Raw genomic sequence first — 18,475 nt, 5'->3', positions numbered from 1 at the left:
GCTGGGCACCGGTTCCGGTGGTCCGCCGGCCGTCAACTCGTGCGGAACGTGGCCGCGGCGTTCCGGTCGCCTCCGACCGTGGGTAGCTCGGGGGTCCGGAAGAGCAGACCCTCCGACTCCATGGTGTCGAGGCCCGGTAGGTTGATCGGAGAGGGCGGAAAGGCGCTGGGGCGGCCGTCCGCGACGCGGGCGACGCTCCACACGTACCGGGCTCCTGGCAGTAGTGGCTCCGTGTGGGAGACGATCGGCCCGGTCGACGGAGAGTCCCCTCCGGGGACTCTCCGGTACACCGCCGTCAGCCGCCGCCCGGTCGCGGGGTCGACGTGCCACGGGATCATCTCGGGGGCGCCACCGTCGAGACGCCATGTGACATACCGCAGGATGAAGAACTCAGTGGGTTCCACCGGAACGAGCGGCGGTTGGGTCTCCGCCGGGAAGCGCCAGCGCAGCGGCACGGACACCCGCCTGTCCGGGGCCGGTACGAAGGGAACGGTTGCGTCCGCCCCCGGACTGAGCACGGCGGGCGGAGACGGCGCCGGTCCGGACACGGGGTCGCCGACCCGGAACGACAACTCGACCGACGGGGCCACCGGGGGAATCAGCACGGACGGCAGTCGCATCGCCGGCCGCCATCTCCATCTATACGTGACCACGTCGAGGCCCTGGGCGCTGGAGATCGGCAGAACGCACTGCCACTCGCCGTCGACCGCGGTGACCGCCGGGCGTTGCCCGACGGCGACCACCGTCCCGCCGTCCCGAGGGCGGGTGATCCTGAATGTGACGAACAGTCCGCGCCGCAGCGGACGGCCCGAGCGCGTCCTCACGCGGGCCAGCACCACGACCGTCTCGCTCTGCCCGGACACGCGCTCCAGCGGACCGTACGGTTCGTACCGGAATGGGGAGTCCAGTGCGTCGCGGACGTCCAGCCAGCTCAACGCCTGGCGCCCTGCGTCCGCGAGCAGGCGGGTGCCTCTCCGCGCGACTCGCGCGATGGTGGTGGACAGCATCGGCATCACCTCAGGGGTTGGTGTGGGGCCAGAACTGCGGGATCCGGGGGGCGGGCCGCCTCGTCACCGATTCCCGCTCACGCGGGTGCACAGCCGGAGGATCGAGAAAGGGCCGGCACATGCTGGCCGAGCTCCTAGGAGCGGCCGAGGTAGACGCGCCGCGCATCGCCTGCACCACGGGTGAGCTGGTCACGCACCTCCTGGAAGTGCAGCGCCGATGCGTGATTGTGCAAGCCGCTGGAAACCGGGTCAGCCGCCGCCTGTTGCAGGAGGTCCCCGAGAGCCGTTCCGGCGAGCGTGCGCTGGAGCACCTCGAACGCGGCACGGGCCTGCTCGTACGACGCGATCGGCCCCGCCAGGCGCTCGAGGTCTTCGGTCGTCAGCTCACCCGCGGCCTCCGCGTCCTGGGTCACCGCCAGTACGACCGCGTCACCGGCGATGTTGAGGTGACCGTACGCACGCACCCGCTGCTGCACCGCCGTCGTGACGTCCTGGCTGATAAGCCGCGCGAGATGCGCCACCCGGACATTGTTCTGGCAGTACGACAGGCGATCGTTACTCATGGCCGTGAACGCGAGGACCGCGTTTGCGGTGATCAACGTGCCTTGGCTGTATCCGATCAGCAGCAGGGGCGTGTTCGCCTGCATCGCCGTGTGCAGCGCGGCGATCACACCGATCGTGGCGGGGTTGGCGAACGCTGGCCGGAGGCCCCTGGACAGGGCCTCTCCGGTCACCTTGTCGACCACCCATTCAAAGAGCACGTCCAAGAAGAACCGGCGGTTGTGGATGAGCTCGACCGACACATCGGCATAGCCCACCCTCTGGGCCGGCGTGAACAGCATGTCCCGGATCCGCGCGACCTCGAAGATCGCCGAGTAGTGGTCCGTGTTGATGCCGTTGACGTAGAAGCACCGGAGGACCTCGGGGTCGTCGGCTTCGATGACGAGTCGCTCGGGAACCGCGAGCAGCCACTCCGCGAGGTCGGGCGGAGCCTGGTCCGGAGGCGGGTTGAGACAGTTGGCCAGGCGCGGAGGGATGGCATCTTCGCGGTGGTTGAGACTCGTGAGCAGGCACTGTGCGATCCGCCGGTCCGGTGCGGTCAACGACGGTCCTCCGTCCGCGACGGGCACCCCAGTGGCGTCGGGCAGTACCTGGGGAAACACGCTCAGGTAGGTGTCGCGGCCGTGTTTCAGGCCGAAAGTGACGGCTCCGTTGCTGCAGACCGGAGGGAAGCCGGTCCAGCATTTGGCCGCATAGCCACGGTCGGCGTCGAGATTCCAGTCGCACAGCGTTACTAGGTCGTGGCGCGGATCGCCCGCGTGCTCGATCAGCCAGGCGGTGAAGTCGACGGCGTTGCCGAAGGCCCCGTGTCTCTTGACGAGCTTCTCCGTGGCCTCGGGGGAGGTCGCGGACGCGTACCGCTCGAGGATGTCCGGTCGGAACGGAAGTTCGGAGAGGAAGACCTCCGGCGTCGTGCGATCGGTGAGAGGGTAGGGAGCCGCGGTCGTCTCCGGGAGCTCGGTGCACCGCGAGGTCTCGCATGCCGTTCGACCGATCGGACCGGTCTCCGGTGGAGGGATTCGGCATGCCGGGAACCGCATGTGATCCTGGTCCGGCGGCCGGAGGGCCGGATAGCCGCGCTCGATGCCCTCGCGGGCGGCGGCGGGGACGAGCAACTGCTCGGCGATCCCCGCGGTGACGACCCCCGCTTCACCCCTCAGCCGGGCGGTCTCCGGCTCCGGGTACTGCAGGCCCGCGAGGGCCAGCGCCTCCTGGAACCACCGGTAGATCTGATACAGGGCGCACTGGCAGGCGTAGAGCATGAGCAGCACCTGGCGGACCGCTAGGTCGCCGGGGCTCTCCGGATCCAGCCGCACGGTCGTGAGGAGGGACTTGACGACGTCACGGAGCCAGTTGACCGCTGTCAGGTAGTTGGTCATGAACTGGTTGACGGCCTCGGGGGCATCGATGACGATCGGCGCCGGTGGCGGGGACGGTGGAATGAAGGTCGCCAGGAAGTCGGCCAGGTCGGCCAGGTCGTCGTTGGCGCCGACATACGGCTCGCGAGGGCGGAGGTCCTCGTTGTCCCCGAGGTAGGACATCGCCGTCCGCAGGACGTCGTAGCAGGTCTTGACGTAATCCCGGCCGGGCATGCCCTCCGGCACCTCAGGGTGCGCGATGTCGGCGTAGGTGTCCCTCAGCGCCGCACAGATGAGGTCGGCGATGTCGTCGTCGAGCGACTCGTGGTCCTTGAAGCTGAGGTGCTCCCAGAGATGGGTCCGGACGCTCTCGCCGGGGAACCTGCGTTGCCACACCCACTGGTCGATGAAGTTCTCCACCACGACATGGCGCTGCACACCGATGCGGAACGGCGCATGGCAGAGCACGTTCACGTAGGGGTGACCCACGACGTCCGTGGAGATGTGGGACAGATAGGCCAGGGCGTACGCCCTGAGCTTCGCCCGTACCGGGCCTTCCTTCTCCTCGGCGCGGTCGAGCAGTGCCCTGGCGAAGGCCGACGGCCGGCGGTAGTGGAGCATGTCGAACCAGAACCAGTCGGGTTCCTCCATGCCGGCCTGCAGCGGTGGCTGGAAGATGTCCTGGTAGGTGCCGCGGAAGAACTCAATGCCGTCGCCGCCCGCCAGCCCGGCGACGCCGACGACCGAGGCGCCCACCGCCGTGTCCAACAACTCGTCGAGAAGCGTCTCGATCTCCTGCGTCTCCGCCGAGACCTGCCGTGCGAACTCGACGATCGGTCCGAGGCCGGGGATCTCCGTCAGTGCGTCGATCGTCTCGTCGACGACCTGCCCGAGCGGCTCGAGCACCTCCTCGATGGGTTCCATTGCCGCCGCGAACCCGCGCCGGAGCCGCAGATAGGCAGTGTGGAGGGGCGCCAGGAGCCTGAGCGCCGGATAGTCGCCGCCGAAGAAGAAGAGGTCGGGGCCGATCGCCCCGAGGTCAGCCGCGAAGCGCTGCTCCTTGAGCAGCTTGCCTCGGGCGTGAGCCGCGGTTCCCTCCGGCGCGGTCAGGAGGGACTCCACGGCCTGCGTCAGCACGACATGGTGCACGCCATACTTGGGCATCGGTGCGCACGCCCTCCTCGATCGGGCCGTCGGCTAGTCGGTCAAGGCCAGGCTCGGGACCCACGCCAGCGCCATCGACCGATGACGTTGCGAGACGGACAGCCCGTCGAACAGGTAGTCGCCGGCGCTTGCGTCGGTGTACAGACCGGCGAAGACCCTCGCGGCCTCGGTGGGCACGAACAGCTCGATCCGATGCTGGGTCCACACGTTCGTCGCTCCCGTCGCCGAGAGCTCGACGGGCTGCGACGCCTCCGGCGGGCTCAGCTCGGGAAAGCGCCCGTCAACCGAGGCGAGGCCCGGCGTGTGCGTGCGGGTGCCGTCGTCCGGAGCCCGCGCGAGGTACTCGAACTGGCACACGGTGTCCTCACCGAACCGGAGTGACACCAGGGGCGTCTCCAGCTGCAGGAGGAAGTCGTCCGGTGCGTCCGTGCCGCGGATCCCCCTGCGCCGCTGTCCCGCCCCGGGGTCGAGCGCGTGGTGCCAGATGAAGCGTCGCTCGTCGACCGCGTTGTCCTGGCTCCAGTCCAGTGCGGTCCAGTTCCCGCGGAGACGCCAGCCGGTCTGGAGAATCGGAGGCGGATCGACGCCGCCGATGAGGTTTCCGGCGTCCACGGTGCGGCGAAAGACGTCCTGCCGTGCGCGCCTGCCAAACGGGTCAAGCAGCGCGTCGCTGACGGAGACGACGACGGCCGTTGCCGTCTCCGTGGACGTGGCGGGGTCTGCCGCGGCTGCCGAGTCGACCGAAGTGCTGAGGGCCAGGGTCTGGCCCGCCTCGACGACCAGGGTCGCGGTCACCGACGGACGGCCGAGTTCCGTCGTGCCCCACCCGGAACCGGGCCCGCCGGTCGAGGCGGCCGCGGCGGTCTGGCAGAAGACGGAGACGAAATTGGCGGCGGTCGGCCCCCAGTTGCGGATCTCGTACTGGATGGCGAGTTGTGTCTCGGAGGCACGCGAGACCGAGGTGATCCGCGCGCTCAGGATCGGTTTGACCAAGATGTCCTTCTGCGGTCTGCGATCCGGGGACATCGTCGCCTCCGTGGCTGGGACCGGCGCCTGCGCTGCCTCATGGGCGTACGGGACCGTCTCGCTCCGCCTGCGTGTCGGTCAAGGGAGGAGAACGCGTTCGACGGCAGCTACCAGCGATGTCGGCTCGGTCTCCAGGTGACGCAGTGCTCCGACGATCGGTGACAGAGCCCTCGCTCCGAGGCGGCGCCGGCCGAGCACCGCAGTTCAGGCGTCGAGGATTCGTCGCGCCGTGACCCGGGCGCGATCCGCGGTGCTGCGAGCACCGCCCGTGCCACGGCCGACTGCCGCAGCCTCGCCGACACCTCCATGACCACCGACGTCCACTCCGGTCCGGCCGCCGCCATCAGCGCCCTGACGGCCTCTGGGCCTCGGCGCAACCGTGCCCCTTACGTCCTGCAGGCGGCGGTGGAGAGTCCGGGCCGCCGCTTGGCTCCGCACTCGGGTGGCAGCCCCGGCGTTGGCCACGATGCCTCCGGACGCCGGTGACCGGGGCCGCCGTGCTGGGTGTCCGCCGTCCTCACCCTCTGCCTCCGGCACCCTCGTCGCGATCGTCGAGCCGGCACGCGCCCCGGGACGGGATGACGCGATGGTGACGCATCGGTGACGGGACGTCCGGACCGTTTAAAGGCGTGGGAGACCCCGTCGTCGACCGGCGCCGGACTTGACGGAGAGCAGGTCCTCGGATGGCCTCCGCCGGTGCGGCATTCATTCTCCGGGCCGGGCTGCGACCGGATTTTCCTCACCCTTCCTGCCGGTCCGGAATGCCCTCCGTGGACGACAGGAGGGCGACGTAACCGAAAAAGGTGACCGGCACTTCCCGCGGCAACTCACCAAGAGAGGCGGGCCAGGTGGCACTGGACGCGATAGCCCTCGACGTCCCTTCCCTGCCGGCCGTCGTCGCGGGTCCGGTCCTGCGCAGGCTCACCCGTGCCCAAGTGTCGGTCTGGGTGGCGCTCACCCGGGGCAGCGACGTCACCTTGCACGTGCGGTTGGCCGGTCGACCCGTCACCGAGGTCACCACCACTGCAACGCCGGTGCAGGTCGGCACCGCCCTGTGGCTGTGCGTGGTCACGGGCGCGGCCCCCGATGGTGGTGAGTTCGCCGCCGGCGCCCTGTACGAGTACCGGCTGTCGTCACCAGGCTGGCCGTCGGAGCCCGCGTGGGGCGACCTGGCCCTCGGGACCGCTCAGCCCTCCTTCCCCGGCCCACCGGCGGCCGTCGACGACCTCGTCGTGCTCCATACCTCGTGCCGCAAGCCGCACGGTGGGGGTCTCGACGGTCTGGCCCTGGCCGCCGCCCTGATCGCCGAGCGCCTCGCGGCAGGCACCCCCAACCCCCGCCCCCATCTGCTGGTGATGAGCGGCGACCAGATCTACGCGGACGAGGTGGCCGGGCCGATGGCACCCCGGGTGCGCCGCGTGGCCACCGACCTGGTGGGCATCGACGAGACCTCCGTGTTCGGCTCCTTGCCCCCCTTCACCGGCCGCCAGCTGCCGTCCGAGGGCTTCGGCCTCACGTCCTCCGCGGCCAGCGACCACCTGTGGACGCTCGGGGAGTTCCTCGCCGCCTACCTGCTCTACTGGTCCGACACGCTGTGGCCGGCTGCGGTTCCCGCCTGGGCCGACGTCGACCCCGCCGTCGACCTACCTCCCGGCCTCGACGCCGGAGCCCGCGCCGCCGCCGAGGTCACCTGGACCGAGCAGGTGGCGTCCCTGGGCCGATTCCGGGCCGGCCTGCCCGGCGTGCGGCGAGTCCTTGCGACGGTTCCGTCGGTCATGATCCTCGACGACCACGAGGTCACCGACGACTTCAACCTCAACCACCCCTGGGCCACCGCCGTGTACGGGAACCCCGCCGGCAGCCGGATCGTGCTCAACGGGTTGCTCGCCTACGCCCTGTGTCAGCACTGGGGCAACGCGCCGGGCCGCTTCACCACCGGCGGCAGCCCCGAGGCCCGGCTGCTGGTCGCCGCCGCTCACACCGGCGCCACCCCGGACACCCCGGCCCTGCGCACCCTGCTCGGCGTCCCCGACCCCCCGCCGGCTCCCCCGTCGGTGTTGCGCGACCCCACCGCGCCCGGCACCGTCCGCTACGACGTGGAGCTCGGTCCGGCCGACGGCTGGCCCGTGCGGGTGCTGGCTCTGGACGAGCGCACGGCCCGCGAGTTCCTGCGGGTCGACCGCCCCGCAGCCCGCATCTCCATGGCCGCCCTGGCCGCCTCCCTTCCCGGCCCCGACGCCGGCGCGCCGGCCGCCGCCACCCTCGTCATCGCCCCCTCCCCCGTGCTCGGCACCCACGTCATCGAGCACGTCATCCAGCCCGCGATGTCACTGCTGCCGGGCGGCTCGGTCTACGCCGACTTCGAATCCTGGCTGGCCGCCACGCCCAACCACCAGGAGCTCCTGCGTCGACTGGCCGCCTACGGCCCCGTGCTGCTGCTCGGCGGCGACGTCCACTACAGCACCACCGCCGCGCTGCGCTACGAGCGCGACGGCGCCACGACCCGCGGCGCCGGTGTCACCAGCAGCGCGGCGAAGAACGCGGACGCCAAGACCATGGTCCTGCACCTGCTCGGTGACCTGGCCACGCGCCTCGGCATCGAGCGCATCCGCCGCTTTAGGGGATTCGCCGCGCTCACCGCTGGCCAACGCGCCGCCCTGGCCAGCCCGCCACCGGCAGGCGCAGTGCTGCCCTACGACGACATGGTCGACGTGCTCCTCGGCCGGGTCTTCCGCGCCGGCCAGGAGACGCCGGCAGTGCTGTCCGAGGAGGTGGCCACCGCCTACGGGCTGGGCGCGGGCGACTGGCGCTACTCGATCGAGCCCGTGGACGACGAGCGCCTGCCCCCGGCGGGCCCGCTGCTCACCGACATCACCGGAGCGCCTCCGCCGTGGGTCGGCTGGGACCCTGCCAGGTCCTTCGCCATGCTGCGGGCACTGCGGGCGTCGGACCTGCACCGGATCGGCCGGGTGTGGGACGGCCTCCCGCAGACCTCGCTGCTGACCTTCACGTCGGGCCCCCTCACCGTGCACCACGTGTTGGCCTCGCCGGTGGGCGAGGACCTGGCCGCCGCCGGGCGGCACACCACCCAGACGGCCGTGGAGCTGGGATAGATGGCCGCCGACTCGGTGTTCGAGGGCATCACCCACGCCCTGGTCGACGCCATCACCTCGGCGCTCGACGGCGCCAACGTCCTCCTTCCGCCGCTGGACCCGCCGGACGCGGCCGCGGCCCGGCAGGCCCTGGCGCAGCTCCCCCAGCGCGCCCGCGCCGTCACGGAGGCGGCCGACCCCAACGCCTGGGTGGGCGCCGTCGACTCGTGGCGCAGCGGCCTGCGCGATGTCGCCGATGCGGCATTCGGCGGCCCCGACGGCCCCGAGGCCATGCTCGTGCGATTCCTCGACGAGCGCCTGCCCCGCACCGCCGCGTTCCTCACCGTCGCCGGCGTGATCGCGCGCGACCCCGACGGGCAGGACACGATCGACTGGGTCCGCGCCGATCAGGTGTTACGGGATCCCGGCACGGCGGTGAACGAGGAGTTGTGGGACGCCCTGCTCGGTGACGCCGGCGCCCCCGGCACCGGGCGGCTGCCCGCCGTCCTCGTGGGGCTGTTCCTCCTCGTCCCCCAGACGCTGATCGCACTGGCGCGGGGGGACAACCGCATCGCCCCCCTGCCGGCGCCGCCCACCGACGCGCCGGGCCCCTGGCGGGACTTCCGTGAGCGCAGCGAGGACTGGATCTCTATCACCGTCCCCTTCGGGGACCCGGCATCCGCCGATCCGCATCCCGGCTCGATCTACGACCTGGCCGCCGACCTGCTGCCTGACCTGTCGGCCACCCTCGGGATCCGCTCGCAGCGGGTCGCCCGCGGCGGCGGCACCCGCACCCTGTTCGAGATGTGGCTGGCCCTGGCCGCGACCGGCGACCGCTGGCAGTACGACTTCGACGACGGCTGGCACCTGCGGGTGGAGCCGGGCATCAACGTCGGCTTCGGTTACGACGGCTCCTGGCACGGCGCCTTCCGCCAGTTCCCCCTGGCGAACGTCACCGAGCCGCCGGGCCCCGACGACCCCGTGATCGTGTCGTTCGGACGGGAACTACCCGACGACGCGCCGGACCTGGCACTCGGCCCTCCCTACGACACCCGCTTGGTCGCCAGGGACCTGGTTCTCTACCTGGAGATCCGCGAGACGACGCCGGTCGTGGTAATCGGTGTCCGCGTCGAGGACTTCTCCCTCGTGCTCACCAACCGGTGGTGGCGCACCTTCGGCGTGTCCAACACCGTCCTCGGCGACGGGGTGCGGTTCGACCTCGACCTCGGCCTCGCCTACGTCGAGGGCACCGGCCTGCGGCTCAACCTCGGCGCCGGCCTCGCCGTCACCTTCGACGTCGATGCCACCATCGGCCCCAAGGACGGGCCGGTCAACGTCACCCTCCACAGCATCGAGGTGCTGGTGCCGATAACGGCCACGGCGTCCTCGTTCGACATCCGCGCCGAGGTGCGCTTCCACGTCTCACTGAAGCTGGGGCCGGCCACCCTGGTGTGCAGCGGCCTCGGCGGCTGGGTGGGCTGGTGGACCGTCGACGGCGACAAGCAGTACGTCGGTTTCCTGCCGCCCACCGGTGCCGGCCTCCAGGTCGAGGCCGGCATCTTCACCGGCGGCGGCTTCCTCGACTTCACCGGCGGACCCAACGAGCGCTTCGGCGGTGTGGTCTACGTGAAGGTCGGCACCTTCGAGGTCACCGCCTTCGGCCTCCACGAGCTGACCGGCTCGCCCGCCGACGCAAACCGGAGCCGCTCGTTCATCCTCGTGCTCGGCGTGCGCTTCTCCCCCGGCATCCAGGTGGGCTTCGGCTTCGAGATCTCCGGCTTCGGTGGCCTCATCGGCATCAACCGGCGGGTCGACACCGACGCCCTGCGCGAGCGGCTCACCTCGGGTGCGGCCGGCAACGTGCTGTTCGCCGAGGACCCCATCCGCAACGCGCCGGCCCTGCTCGGCGACCTGGGGGCACTGTTCCCCCCGGCCGAGGGCACCCATGTGTTCGGCCCCACCATCCAGTTCTCCTGGCTCAACCTGGCCGGCCACAAGTTCCTGCTGCTCGACATCGGCCTGTTCTTCGAGTTCCCGGGACCCACCAAGATCGTGCTGTTCGGCTCGGCGCGGGCCAGCGTGCCGCCCATCCCGGACGTGCCGAAGCTGCTGCAGCTGCGCCTCGACGTCGTGGGGTTCGTCGACTTCCCCAGGCGGATCATCGAGGTGGACGCCACGCTCATCCAGTCGCACGCGCTGTTCGTCTTCCACCTCACCGGTGACGGCGCCTTCCGCCTCCACTGGGGCGACCCCGCCTACCTGGTCCTCAGCCTCGGCGGAACCCACCCTCGCTTCGAGCCCGAACCCGCGGTGCTGCCGGAGATGACCCGGCTGGCCCTCACGCTCGACAGCCCCAGCCCGGGGCTGCTCGTGCGGGCTGAGGCGTACTTCGCCGTCACTTCGAACACGGTGCAGTTCGGCGGCCGGATCGAGGTCGGCTACAAGCTGGGACCGCTCAACCTGGTGGGCTTCCTGGCCCTCGACGCCCTCGTGCAGTTCTCACCTTTCTGGTTCGAGGTGTCGATCTCGGCCGGCGTGCGGCTGCGGTGGAACTCCTTCACCCTCGCCGGCGTGCGCCTCGAAGGCGTGCTGTCCGGACCGGGCCCGTTCACCATCGTGGGCAAGGCCTGCTTCGAGATCCTGTGGTTCGACATCTGCGCCGAGGCCCGCATCGTGCTGGGCCCCTCGGCCGAGCCCGCTCCCGCGCCGGTGTCCAGCGTGGTGCAGGAACTGCGGTCGGAGGTCGCCGACCCCGCCAACCTGGAGGCCGTCGGCGGCGACGACCGGGAGGTGGCCCAGCAGCCCCGGCCCACGGCCGGCGCCCGGCCGCTTGTGTCGCCCCTCGGCGCCGTGCGCTGGACGCAGAAGCGGGCGCCGTTCGACGTGCTCCTCGACCGGTTCGAGGGCAACCCGCTGCCGACCCAGCAGTCGGTGATCCTGGAGTGTCCCCATGCGTCGGGCACCGCCGTCGGCCTGTTCGCTCCCGGCTCCTTCACGAACCTGTCGGAGTCCGAGGCGCTGAACCGCCCGGCCTTTGAGCAGTTGGACGCCGGCGTGGTCCTAGGCTTCGCGACGCAGGAGTCCGCCGCCGTGCTGCACCCCGTAGCCGTGGTGGAGATCCGCCTTCCCGAGCGTGTCCCCCTGTCCGCTCTGGCCTTCGCCTTCGCCCGCATCACCCTCGCGGCCGTGACCGAGCGCACCGGGCCGGCGGTGGTGCGCACCACCGCACCGACGGTGACGGTGACCGACGAGCGCTTCGCCGTGCGCACCACCGGCGGGGCGCTGCTGGCCGAGGGCCGCCCGGTCACCGACGCGCACCAGCGGGCCCGCCGGGTCAGGGGCGTGGCCCTGCCCGCCGATGATGTGGTCGACGTGGGGGTGTTCTGATGCCCGATCCGCTGCGCCTGAATTTCCGGGGCTGGGCGCGATCCGGCATCTACGCCGTGGTGTCGGGTACCGCCCTGGACGACGGCCGGCTGACCGGCCGCATCGGGATGACCCTCCGCAACCAGGAACCGCCTCACGACGAGGCGGAGGAGGAGATCTCCTTCGACGTCCTCGGCCCCGGCGACGTGCTCGGCCTGAAGCCGGGCGCCCTGGGCCAGTGCATGCCGGCCCCTGGCACGCCGGACTTCGCAGAGACCAAGTGCGCCTACGTGGAGCTGTCCGCGGCCGACCTGCCGTGGCGTTACACGCCCGAACTGGCCACGCTGGAGCAGCTGCGGCCGTGGCTGGCGCTGGTGACGGCCAAGCCCGGGGCGGGCGAGGTCGCGCTGAGCAGCGGCAGCACGGTCACCCTGGCAGGGGAGGCGCTGGCCACCCACGACCTGGCGCGCTCGGCGCGGTGGGCCCACGTGCAGGAGGACGCCGACCGCCCGGACGCGGCCCGGGCCCGGCTGCTGTCACCGCGCAACCTCGACCCCGAGACCGAGTACCTGGCCGTCGTCGTGCCCGCCTTCCGGCCCGACGGACAGCCCTCCTGGACCACCGGCACGGCCAGCGTCACCCTTCCCGCCTACCACTGGTGGTCGTTCCGCACCGCCGAAGAGGGCGACTTCCCCACCCTCGCCGCCCGCCTGCAGGCGACCGAGGCCGATCCCACCCTGGGACGGGCCCCGCTGGTCTACACCCCCGTCCCCGACGGTCCCGAGCTGTCCGCCCGGGGTGCGCTCGCCCCGATCGGCGGCACGGACGCCGCCCTGCCCCCGGCCGTGGCCGCCGACGTGCAGGTGCTCACCACCCGTGTGGTCGACCCGCGCCGCCCGGTCGTGGGTCTGCCCGTGTATGGAGACGCTTGGTTGGCCGATCCCGCGAGCACGCAGTGGGGTGCCGTGTTCCGCCAGGACCCCCGCTCCCGCACCGTCGCCGGGCTCGGCCTCGGCATCGGCATCGACGAGCAGGATCTGCTGGCCGACGCCGCCGCCGCGCAGGCCGGTGCCCTCGCCGCGGCGGCCCAGCGGGTGCGGAACCTGGTCGCCGGCCTCGGCGCGGCCCGCGGCCTGTGGACCCGCCGCCTTCCCGTGGACCCGCTGCGCCGCCTGGTCGTGTTCGGCCCGGCCCTCGGCCGCATCATGACGCCGTCGGGCACGGTCCTCGGCCGGGCGACAGCCGACGGCCGGCCGCTGCCAGCCGCCCTGTTCTCGTCGGCCGCCCGCCGGGCCCTGCGCCCGGGACCCAACCGCACCGCGCTGGCCACCTCCGGCGCCGCCGACCCCCGAGCGGTCATCGTGGCGGCCAACGCCTGCCCACCGCCGCCCGAGCGCGCGCCGAAGGGCCTGCCCCACACCGACGACATCGCCGACCGGACCGGCGTGGAGCCGCTCGACACCGCCGTGGAGCAAGGAGTGCAGGGTGGAGGGCCGCGGTTCCAGGCGCTGCAAGAGCTGATCGAGCGGTTCGACCGGCGCCCCTATTCGGACCGCATCATCGACCTGTTCGACTCGATCATGCGGCAGGTCCTCGACCGGGCCCGTCAGGGTGGCCGCCTGCAGACCCTCGTGCTGCTGGCCATTCTGGACTCGCCCACGGGCAAGCAGCCCGACGAGGAACGACTCCTCGAGCTGCTGCGCCGCCTCGACAGTGAGCCCGACAGCGACTCGCTCCTCCACGTCGCTCGGCCGCTGCTCACGCGGGAACCGGTCCGCCCGTGCGACCCGGTCGACCTAGACGTGCTGACCGAAGGCGTCGCCGCGGCGATCGACCCCACGGGGGACCGCCCCTTCGTGGCCGATCGCGTGCTCGGCGGCATCACCGGTCTCGACGATCAGCCCCTGACCCCGCCCGAGCTGTGCCCCGACCTCGACATCCCCGCCTGGCAGTTGCTGCGTGACCACGCGCCCGACTGGCTGCTCCCAGGCGCCCAGCAGCTGGCCGACAACGCCGTGGTGGCCGTGGAGACCAATCCGGCCTTCGTTGACGCGTTCCTGCTCGGCCTGAACTCCCAGACGCTCGGCGAGCTGCGCTTCCGCAACATCCCCGTTCGCCACGGCTGCACGCCCCTGCGCCAGTTCTGGTCGCGCACCGACCCAGCGGCGGGGTTCTACGTCGACGACATCGTCGGCGTGCACGCCTGGCCAGCCGCCTCGGACCTCGGGTCCACCGCCCACCAAACACCGGCGGCGGCCAGCGCCGACCTCGTGGTGGTGTTCAAGACTCCGCTCTTCCGGCGCTACCCCGCCACCCTCGTGTACCTCACCCCGGCGCGCCTGGTCGGCGGCGAGCCCGACTGGGCGGCCGATCCGGACTTCGACTCCCGCCTGCTCCCGTCGTTCCAGGGATCGGTGACTCCAAACATCACCTTCTTCGGCTTCGACCTCGACCCCGCGCTCGGTGCCGCGCACTGGGTGGTGCTGGAGGAACCGCCTCAGGGGTTCCAGTTCTTCAACACAGCCCGCCAGCCCGACGGCGCCCCCTTGCCCGGCTTCGACGCGGCCCGCATCGCCCGGTACGACGGCGCCCTCCACGGCGGCTCCTTCGCGGACGCCGCCTTCGCCGACCCGTACCGTGTGCTGATCCGCGGCGAGGCCCTGATCCCGGAGCCCTCGTGATGGTGCTTCCCCTTACCCAGCCCGATCCCACCGCGAAGCTGCGCGAGGCCCTGCGCCTGCTGCGCCTCGACATCCGACCCGCCCGCCGCTGCCTCGAAGCGACCCTGGGCTGGCTGTCCCGGGTCGCCAGCTCCGAGGAGCTGCTCGCCGAGGTCGCCCGCCACCCGATCCGCCGGCCGCTGTTCCCCCGCCCCGCTCCGTTCCCCCGCGACCGCGACGCCAGCCGACTGGCCCTGGCCGTCCTCGCCGCCCGGGCCGACCTGGGCGGGCGCTTCACCGACATCTCGCAGGTGGCCGCCGTCCGTCCGGTCGACGCCTCGGCGCTCGCCGTCCTGATCCACGTGGGCTGCGAGCTGGCTGAGGGTGACCGTGACACGCCTCCCGGGTCTCCGCCGCCCACCGTCGGGGTGCTCCTGCCGCTTCGGCTGGAGACCCGCTTCGTGGCGCCGTCCGCCGTCGGCGGCCACTGGACGCTGAAGGTGCGCGTCGTGCCCGACGCCGCCTCGCTCGACCGCCATCAGCCGACGGCGACGGCCGACGAGCTGGACGCCGTGGAGCGGCTGTGGGTCGACGCGGACGGCGACCTGAGCACCGACGCCGGCCGGGCCCAGTGGACCCGCTTCGCCGCCCAGGTCGGGGCTGCCGGTCGGGCCGCCTGGCTGGCCCGCACCTTTTCGGCGGTGAACGACGGCGCCGGCGGCTGGACGATCACCCGGCCGGGGAATGCGCGCACGGAGATGGCGGTCAGCTGTGTGGCCGGCCTTCCCGAGCGTCTCGAACTGTGGTGGGTGCGGGGCGGGGCGGCGCCTGCGCTCGCCGCCACCCTGGCCGTGGACCGATCGCGGCTCACCCTCGACCCGCCCGACGTCGAGGCGGGGCAGGTCCGCTGGTGGACCTCCTTCGCCGAGGCGAAAGACGTCCGGCTGGGTGCGGAGCTGGACCTGGGCACCGACCCCAACGACATCGACGTGCTCTACGTCGTCGGCCTGGGCGACGACGATCCCGCCGAGCTGCTCCGCGCCCACCGCGACGCCGGCATCCTCGGGGTGCTGTCCCTAGGGGCGCCCACCAACGCCGTGGCCGGTGAGCCGGCCGCCGACCTGGCCCGCGATCCGGAGGTGTGGCGCCAGCTGCTCGTGGCGCCGGGGCCCCAGGACGGCGCCGCCGCCGTCGCGTACGCCCTCACCGGATCAGGGACCGCGCTCGGTCCCCTGCCCGGCGGCGACACCAATGACATCGACGTGGGCCAGGCCATGGTGGCGGCCCTGTGGCCGGCGGTCTGGGGCCACGGCCTCAAGGACGTGTGGAGCCTGAGCGATGACGGCTTCGCCCTCGCCCGGTGGGCCGGAGAGCACCTGCTGCCCGAGGGCCCGGTGCCGCCCGTGCGCATCGGCGATCAGCCCTACGGCGTCCTGCCCGTCACCTCCCTGACCCGGTGGGCCCCGGCGGCGGGCGACCCGGCCGTGGAGGCTTCGCTGCGCGACGTCCTCCTCGGCGTGCGGCCGCTGTGGATCGCGGCCGGCGAGGCCGGCGGCACAACCGCGGGAGCGGACACGGCCCGGCTGCTCGATCTACTCGCCCAGGTGCCCTCCTCACCGGGCTACGCCTGGCGGTGGCTGCTCCCCCTCGAGCTGGTGCACGGCCTGTGGTGGGCATTCGGCTCGGGGATCGGCTTCGCCGCGCTGCACGACTGGTGGACCGACCTGGCCCAGCCCGTGCTCGACCTCGGAGGACATCCCGCCCGTCGCTACGCCACCCTCGGGTGGCCGCAGGACCTGCGCATCCCGCTCGTGGAGCCCGACAACATCGACGTGGACTTCGCCGAGGCGGTGGAGCGGATCCTCGGATTCCCGCCCAACGTGCTGGCCTCCGAGGACCGCCGAAGCGAGCTGTTCCAGTCGTGGCCGAATAGCCTGTTGCTGCGCCTGCTCGTGCACGCCCGGGCTGTCGGCGCCGCCGAGGTGGCCCGGGCGGCCAAGCAGGACACCGGGCCCCTGCTCGACCCGGTGGCGGCGGCCAACGACACGCCCACGGTGCTCCAGCGGTGGGGCACCCAGTTCGACGACTCCCAGCTGAGCGGCAACATCCAGAGCGACCTCTTCCACATCGCCCACGACGCCGCCGCGCGGCTGGCACCCGAGCCGATCGAGGTGCTCGAACGGGTGTTGCGGGCCACCCTGGACACGGCTAGCCACCGCATCGACCCCTGGGTCACCGGCCTAGCCTGGGGACGCCTGCGCCGCCTCACGAGCGGAGCCGGGCCGGCCCGCTTCGCTCTGGGCGCCTACGGATGGGTCGACGCGCCGCGGCCCCGGGACGTGCCGCTGCAACCGGACGAGTACCTGCACGCCCCCTCCGAGGCCCAGGCCCTGACCGCGGCCATCCTCCGCGACCGGTCACTGTTCGACGCCGAGCCCGCTCGCTGGCAGATCGACCTGGACTCCGAGGGCGTGCGCCTGGCCGAACACCTGGCCGCCGAGGTGCGCCTCGGCGCCCACCTGTCCGAGGCCCTGGGTCGCGCCGTGGAGCGGGCCGTCGCCGCGCGAGCCGCGGTCCAGCGGCTGCGTCGCGACTTCCCCATCCGCAGCGAGCACGACGGCCGGCGGGTGTGCGACGGCCTGGCCGTGCTCACCCGGTTCCGCACCCACCCGGACAGCCTCCTGCTCACGCCCGCGCAGCTCGCCACCCTGGCCCCGCTGGCCGAGGCCGTCGACACCTACGGCGACCTGCTGGTGGCCGGGGCCGTGTTCGACGTCGTATCCGGCCGGGCCGCGCTGGCCGCCCGATCGATGGAGGCGGCCGCCGGCCTCACCGCCCCGCCCACGCTCGACGTGCTGCGCACCCCCCGGACCGGCCGCAGCGTGGCGACCACCGTCATTACCGCCCTTCCCGACGCCCCGGCGCCTGCGCCGGTCGACGCCTCCACCAGCCCCGCATGCCTGGCCGAACCGGCCGTGGCCGCCTTCCTCGTGGCCACGGTGGGCCCGCCTGACGGGCCCGCCTGGACCTGGCAGGTGCTCGACGGTGACGGGAACCCGACGAGCACGGTGACCCTCGCCGACGTAGGGCTGGGCCCCGTCGACACCCTGTCGCTGTCAGTCGGCGACCTCCACGCCGCCGCCCTGGCCCACAGCGGCGGTGCCGCGCTGCTGCCGGATCCCGACACCGAACTCGCCGCCCACGGCCGCGTCCGTCGACTCGCCGACCTGCTGGGCACCCGACCGGTGGTGCCGGGCGACCTCACCGCCGACACGTCGACCCCGTCCGAGGCGGCCGTGCACGGCGACCTCCTCGCCCGCTACACCGCCGTGCACGGCGTGGCCGTCGACCTGCAGATCGCCCTCACCGCGGTGACCGGCGGCCCGGAGGCCGGCCAGCGGGCTCGCCTGCGCGACGCCCTGCGCTGGGGCATCACGCCGCTCACGGCCGACGCCCCGGATCCCGGCGTGCTGATGGCCCGCGCCCTCGCCGCCCTCACCGACCGCCTCGGCCGCTCCCCCACACCGGCAGCCGCCGCCGCCCTCTCCGTGCCCCTGCTCGCCCAGGCCCTGGCCGAGCTGGTGTCGCCCGAGGGCCGGCTGCCCGTGCTGTCGCGGCTGCCCCTCGACCAGCTGCCCGTGGCCCTCGCCGCCGAACCGCCCGCCGACGGGGCCACCCCCCTGGACCCGGACTGGCTGGAGGTGGTAGCAGCGGTGCGGGCGCCGCTCGCCCGGCTGGAGGCCGAGCAGCTGCTGCGCCGCCTCACCCCCGACGGCGAGCCCCTCACCGCCTGGACCAGCCGCTCCGGCGACCCCTGGCAGGTCGACCTCGGCGCCGACGCCGCGGAGCCGGTGCCGCCGTCCACCCACCTGGTGGCCGCCTTCGGTCCCGCCGGCGCCCTCGATCCGGGCACCGAGCCCGGCCGTCCGGTGGCCCTCGGGCTGCTCGACAGCTGGGGCGAGACAATCCCGGGCACGGAGCAGGCCACGCAGGTCGCCTTCCACTTCGACGCCCCTGGCGCGCGCGCCCCGCAGGCCATCCTCCTGGCCGTCCCCCCGGTGACCGACCAGCCCCTCGACACCGCCACCCTCGTCACCATCCTCGCCGAGACGCGGGAGTCGGCCCGGACCCGCATGGCCGATCCTGCACACCTCGGCGCGGTCGCGACGGCCACGCCCCTCACCGTGTTGCCCGTCCACGACCCCGGGGTCGACCCATCGCCGTCCTTCTGAGCGGAGCAG

Annotated in this window: 7 protein-coding genes; 4 read left to right on the top strand and 3 right to left on the bottom strand. The window is 72.8% G+C overall.

All coding sequences use genetic code 11. From position 1 onward, the window contains the following. Positions 1–32: 32 nt before the first annotated feature. The 3 genes from ACI8AK_RS05290 to ACI8AK_RS05280 all read right to left on the bottom strand — a co-directional run bounded on the left by ACI8AK_RS05290 (position 33) and on the right by ACI8AK_RS05280 (position 5,083). The gene (locus tag ACI8AK_RS05290) at positions 33–1,007 is read right to left on the bottom strand and encodes a hypothetical protein (RefSeq protein ID WP_456955361.1); all 975 of its coding nucleotides are present in this window, start codon (positions 1,005–1,007) and stop codon (positions 33–35) included. A gap of 134 nt (positions 1,008–1,141) precedes the next feature. Then, positions 1,142–4,090 carry a zinc dependent phospholipase C family protein gene (locus ACI8AK_RS05285; RefSeq protein ID WP_456955360.1) on the bottom strand — a complete coding sequence of 983 codons (2,949 nt, stop codon included), beginning with the start codon at positions 4,088–4,090 and terminating at the stop codon, positions 1,142–1,144. Between the two features lie 33 nt (positions 4,091–4,123). Continuing rightward, positions 4,124–5,083 carry a hypothetical protein gene (locus tag ACI8AK_RS05280; protein WP_456955358.1) on the bottom strand — a complete coding sequence of 320 codons (960 nt, stop codon included), beginning with the start codon at positions 5,081–5,083 and terminating at the stop codon, positions 4,124–4,126. Positions 5,084–5,919: 836 nt separating this feature from the next. Between ACI8AK_RS05280 and ACI8AK_RS05275 the strand changes: the two genes are divergently transcribed. From ACI8AK_RS05275 to ACI8AK_RS05260, 4 genes are read left to right on the top strand one after another with little or no spacing between them, the layout of a single operon-like run. Then, positions 5,920–8,229: a hypothetical protein gene (locus ACI8AK_RS05275; RefSeq protein WP_456955357.1), complete on the top strand. Its 2,310-nt coding sequence runs from the start codon at positions 5,920–5,922 to the stop codon at positions 8,227–8,229. Next, positions 8,230–11,595 carry a DUF6603 domain-containing protein gene (locus tag ACI8AK_RS05270; RefSeq protein WP_456955355.1) on the top strand — a complete coding sequence of 1,122 codons (3,366 nt, stop codon included), beginning with the start codon at positions 8,230–8,232 and terminating at the stop codon, positions 11,593–11,595. It abuts the gene before it with no gap. Continuing rightward, the gene (locus ACI8AK_RS05265; RefSeq protein ID WP_456955353.1) at positions 11,595–14,255 is read left to right on the top strand and encodes a hypothetical protein; all 2,661 of its coding nucleotides are present in this window, start codon (positions 11,595–11,597) and stop codon (positions 14,253–14,255) included. The genes ACI8AK_RS05270 and ACI8AK_RS05265 overlap by 1 nt, the downstream gene beginning before the upstream one ends. Continuing rightward, positions 14,255–18,466, top strand: coding sequence for a hypothetical protein (locus ACI8AK_RS05260; protein WP_456955352.1), 4,212 nt, complete (start codon positions 14,255–14,257; stop codon positions 18,464–18,466). Before ACI8AK_RS05265 ends, ACI8AK_RS05260 begins: the two co-directional genes overlap by 1 nt. Positions 18,467–18,475: the final 9 nt, after the last annotated feature.

It is taken from the genome of Geodermatophilus sp. SYSU D00867 (assembly GCF_054050315.1).
The sequence above is the reverse complement of the archived record's forward strand: the minus strand, read 5'-3'. Positions and strand labels throughout refer to the sequence as shown.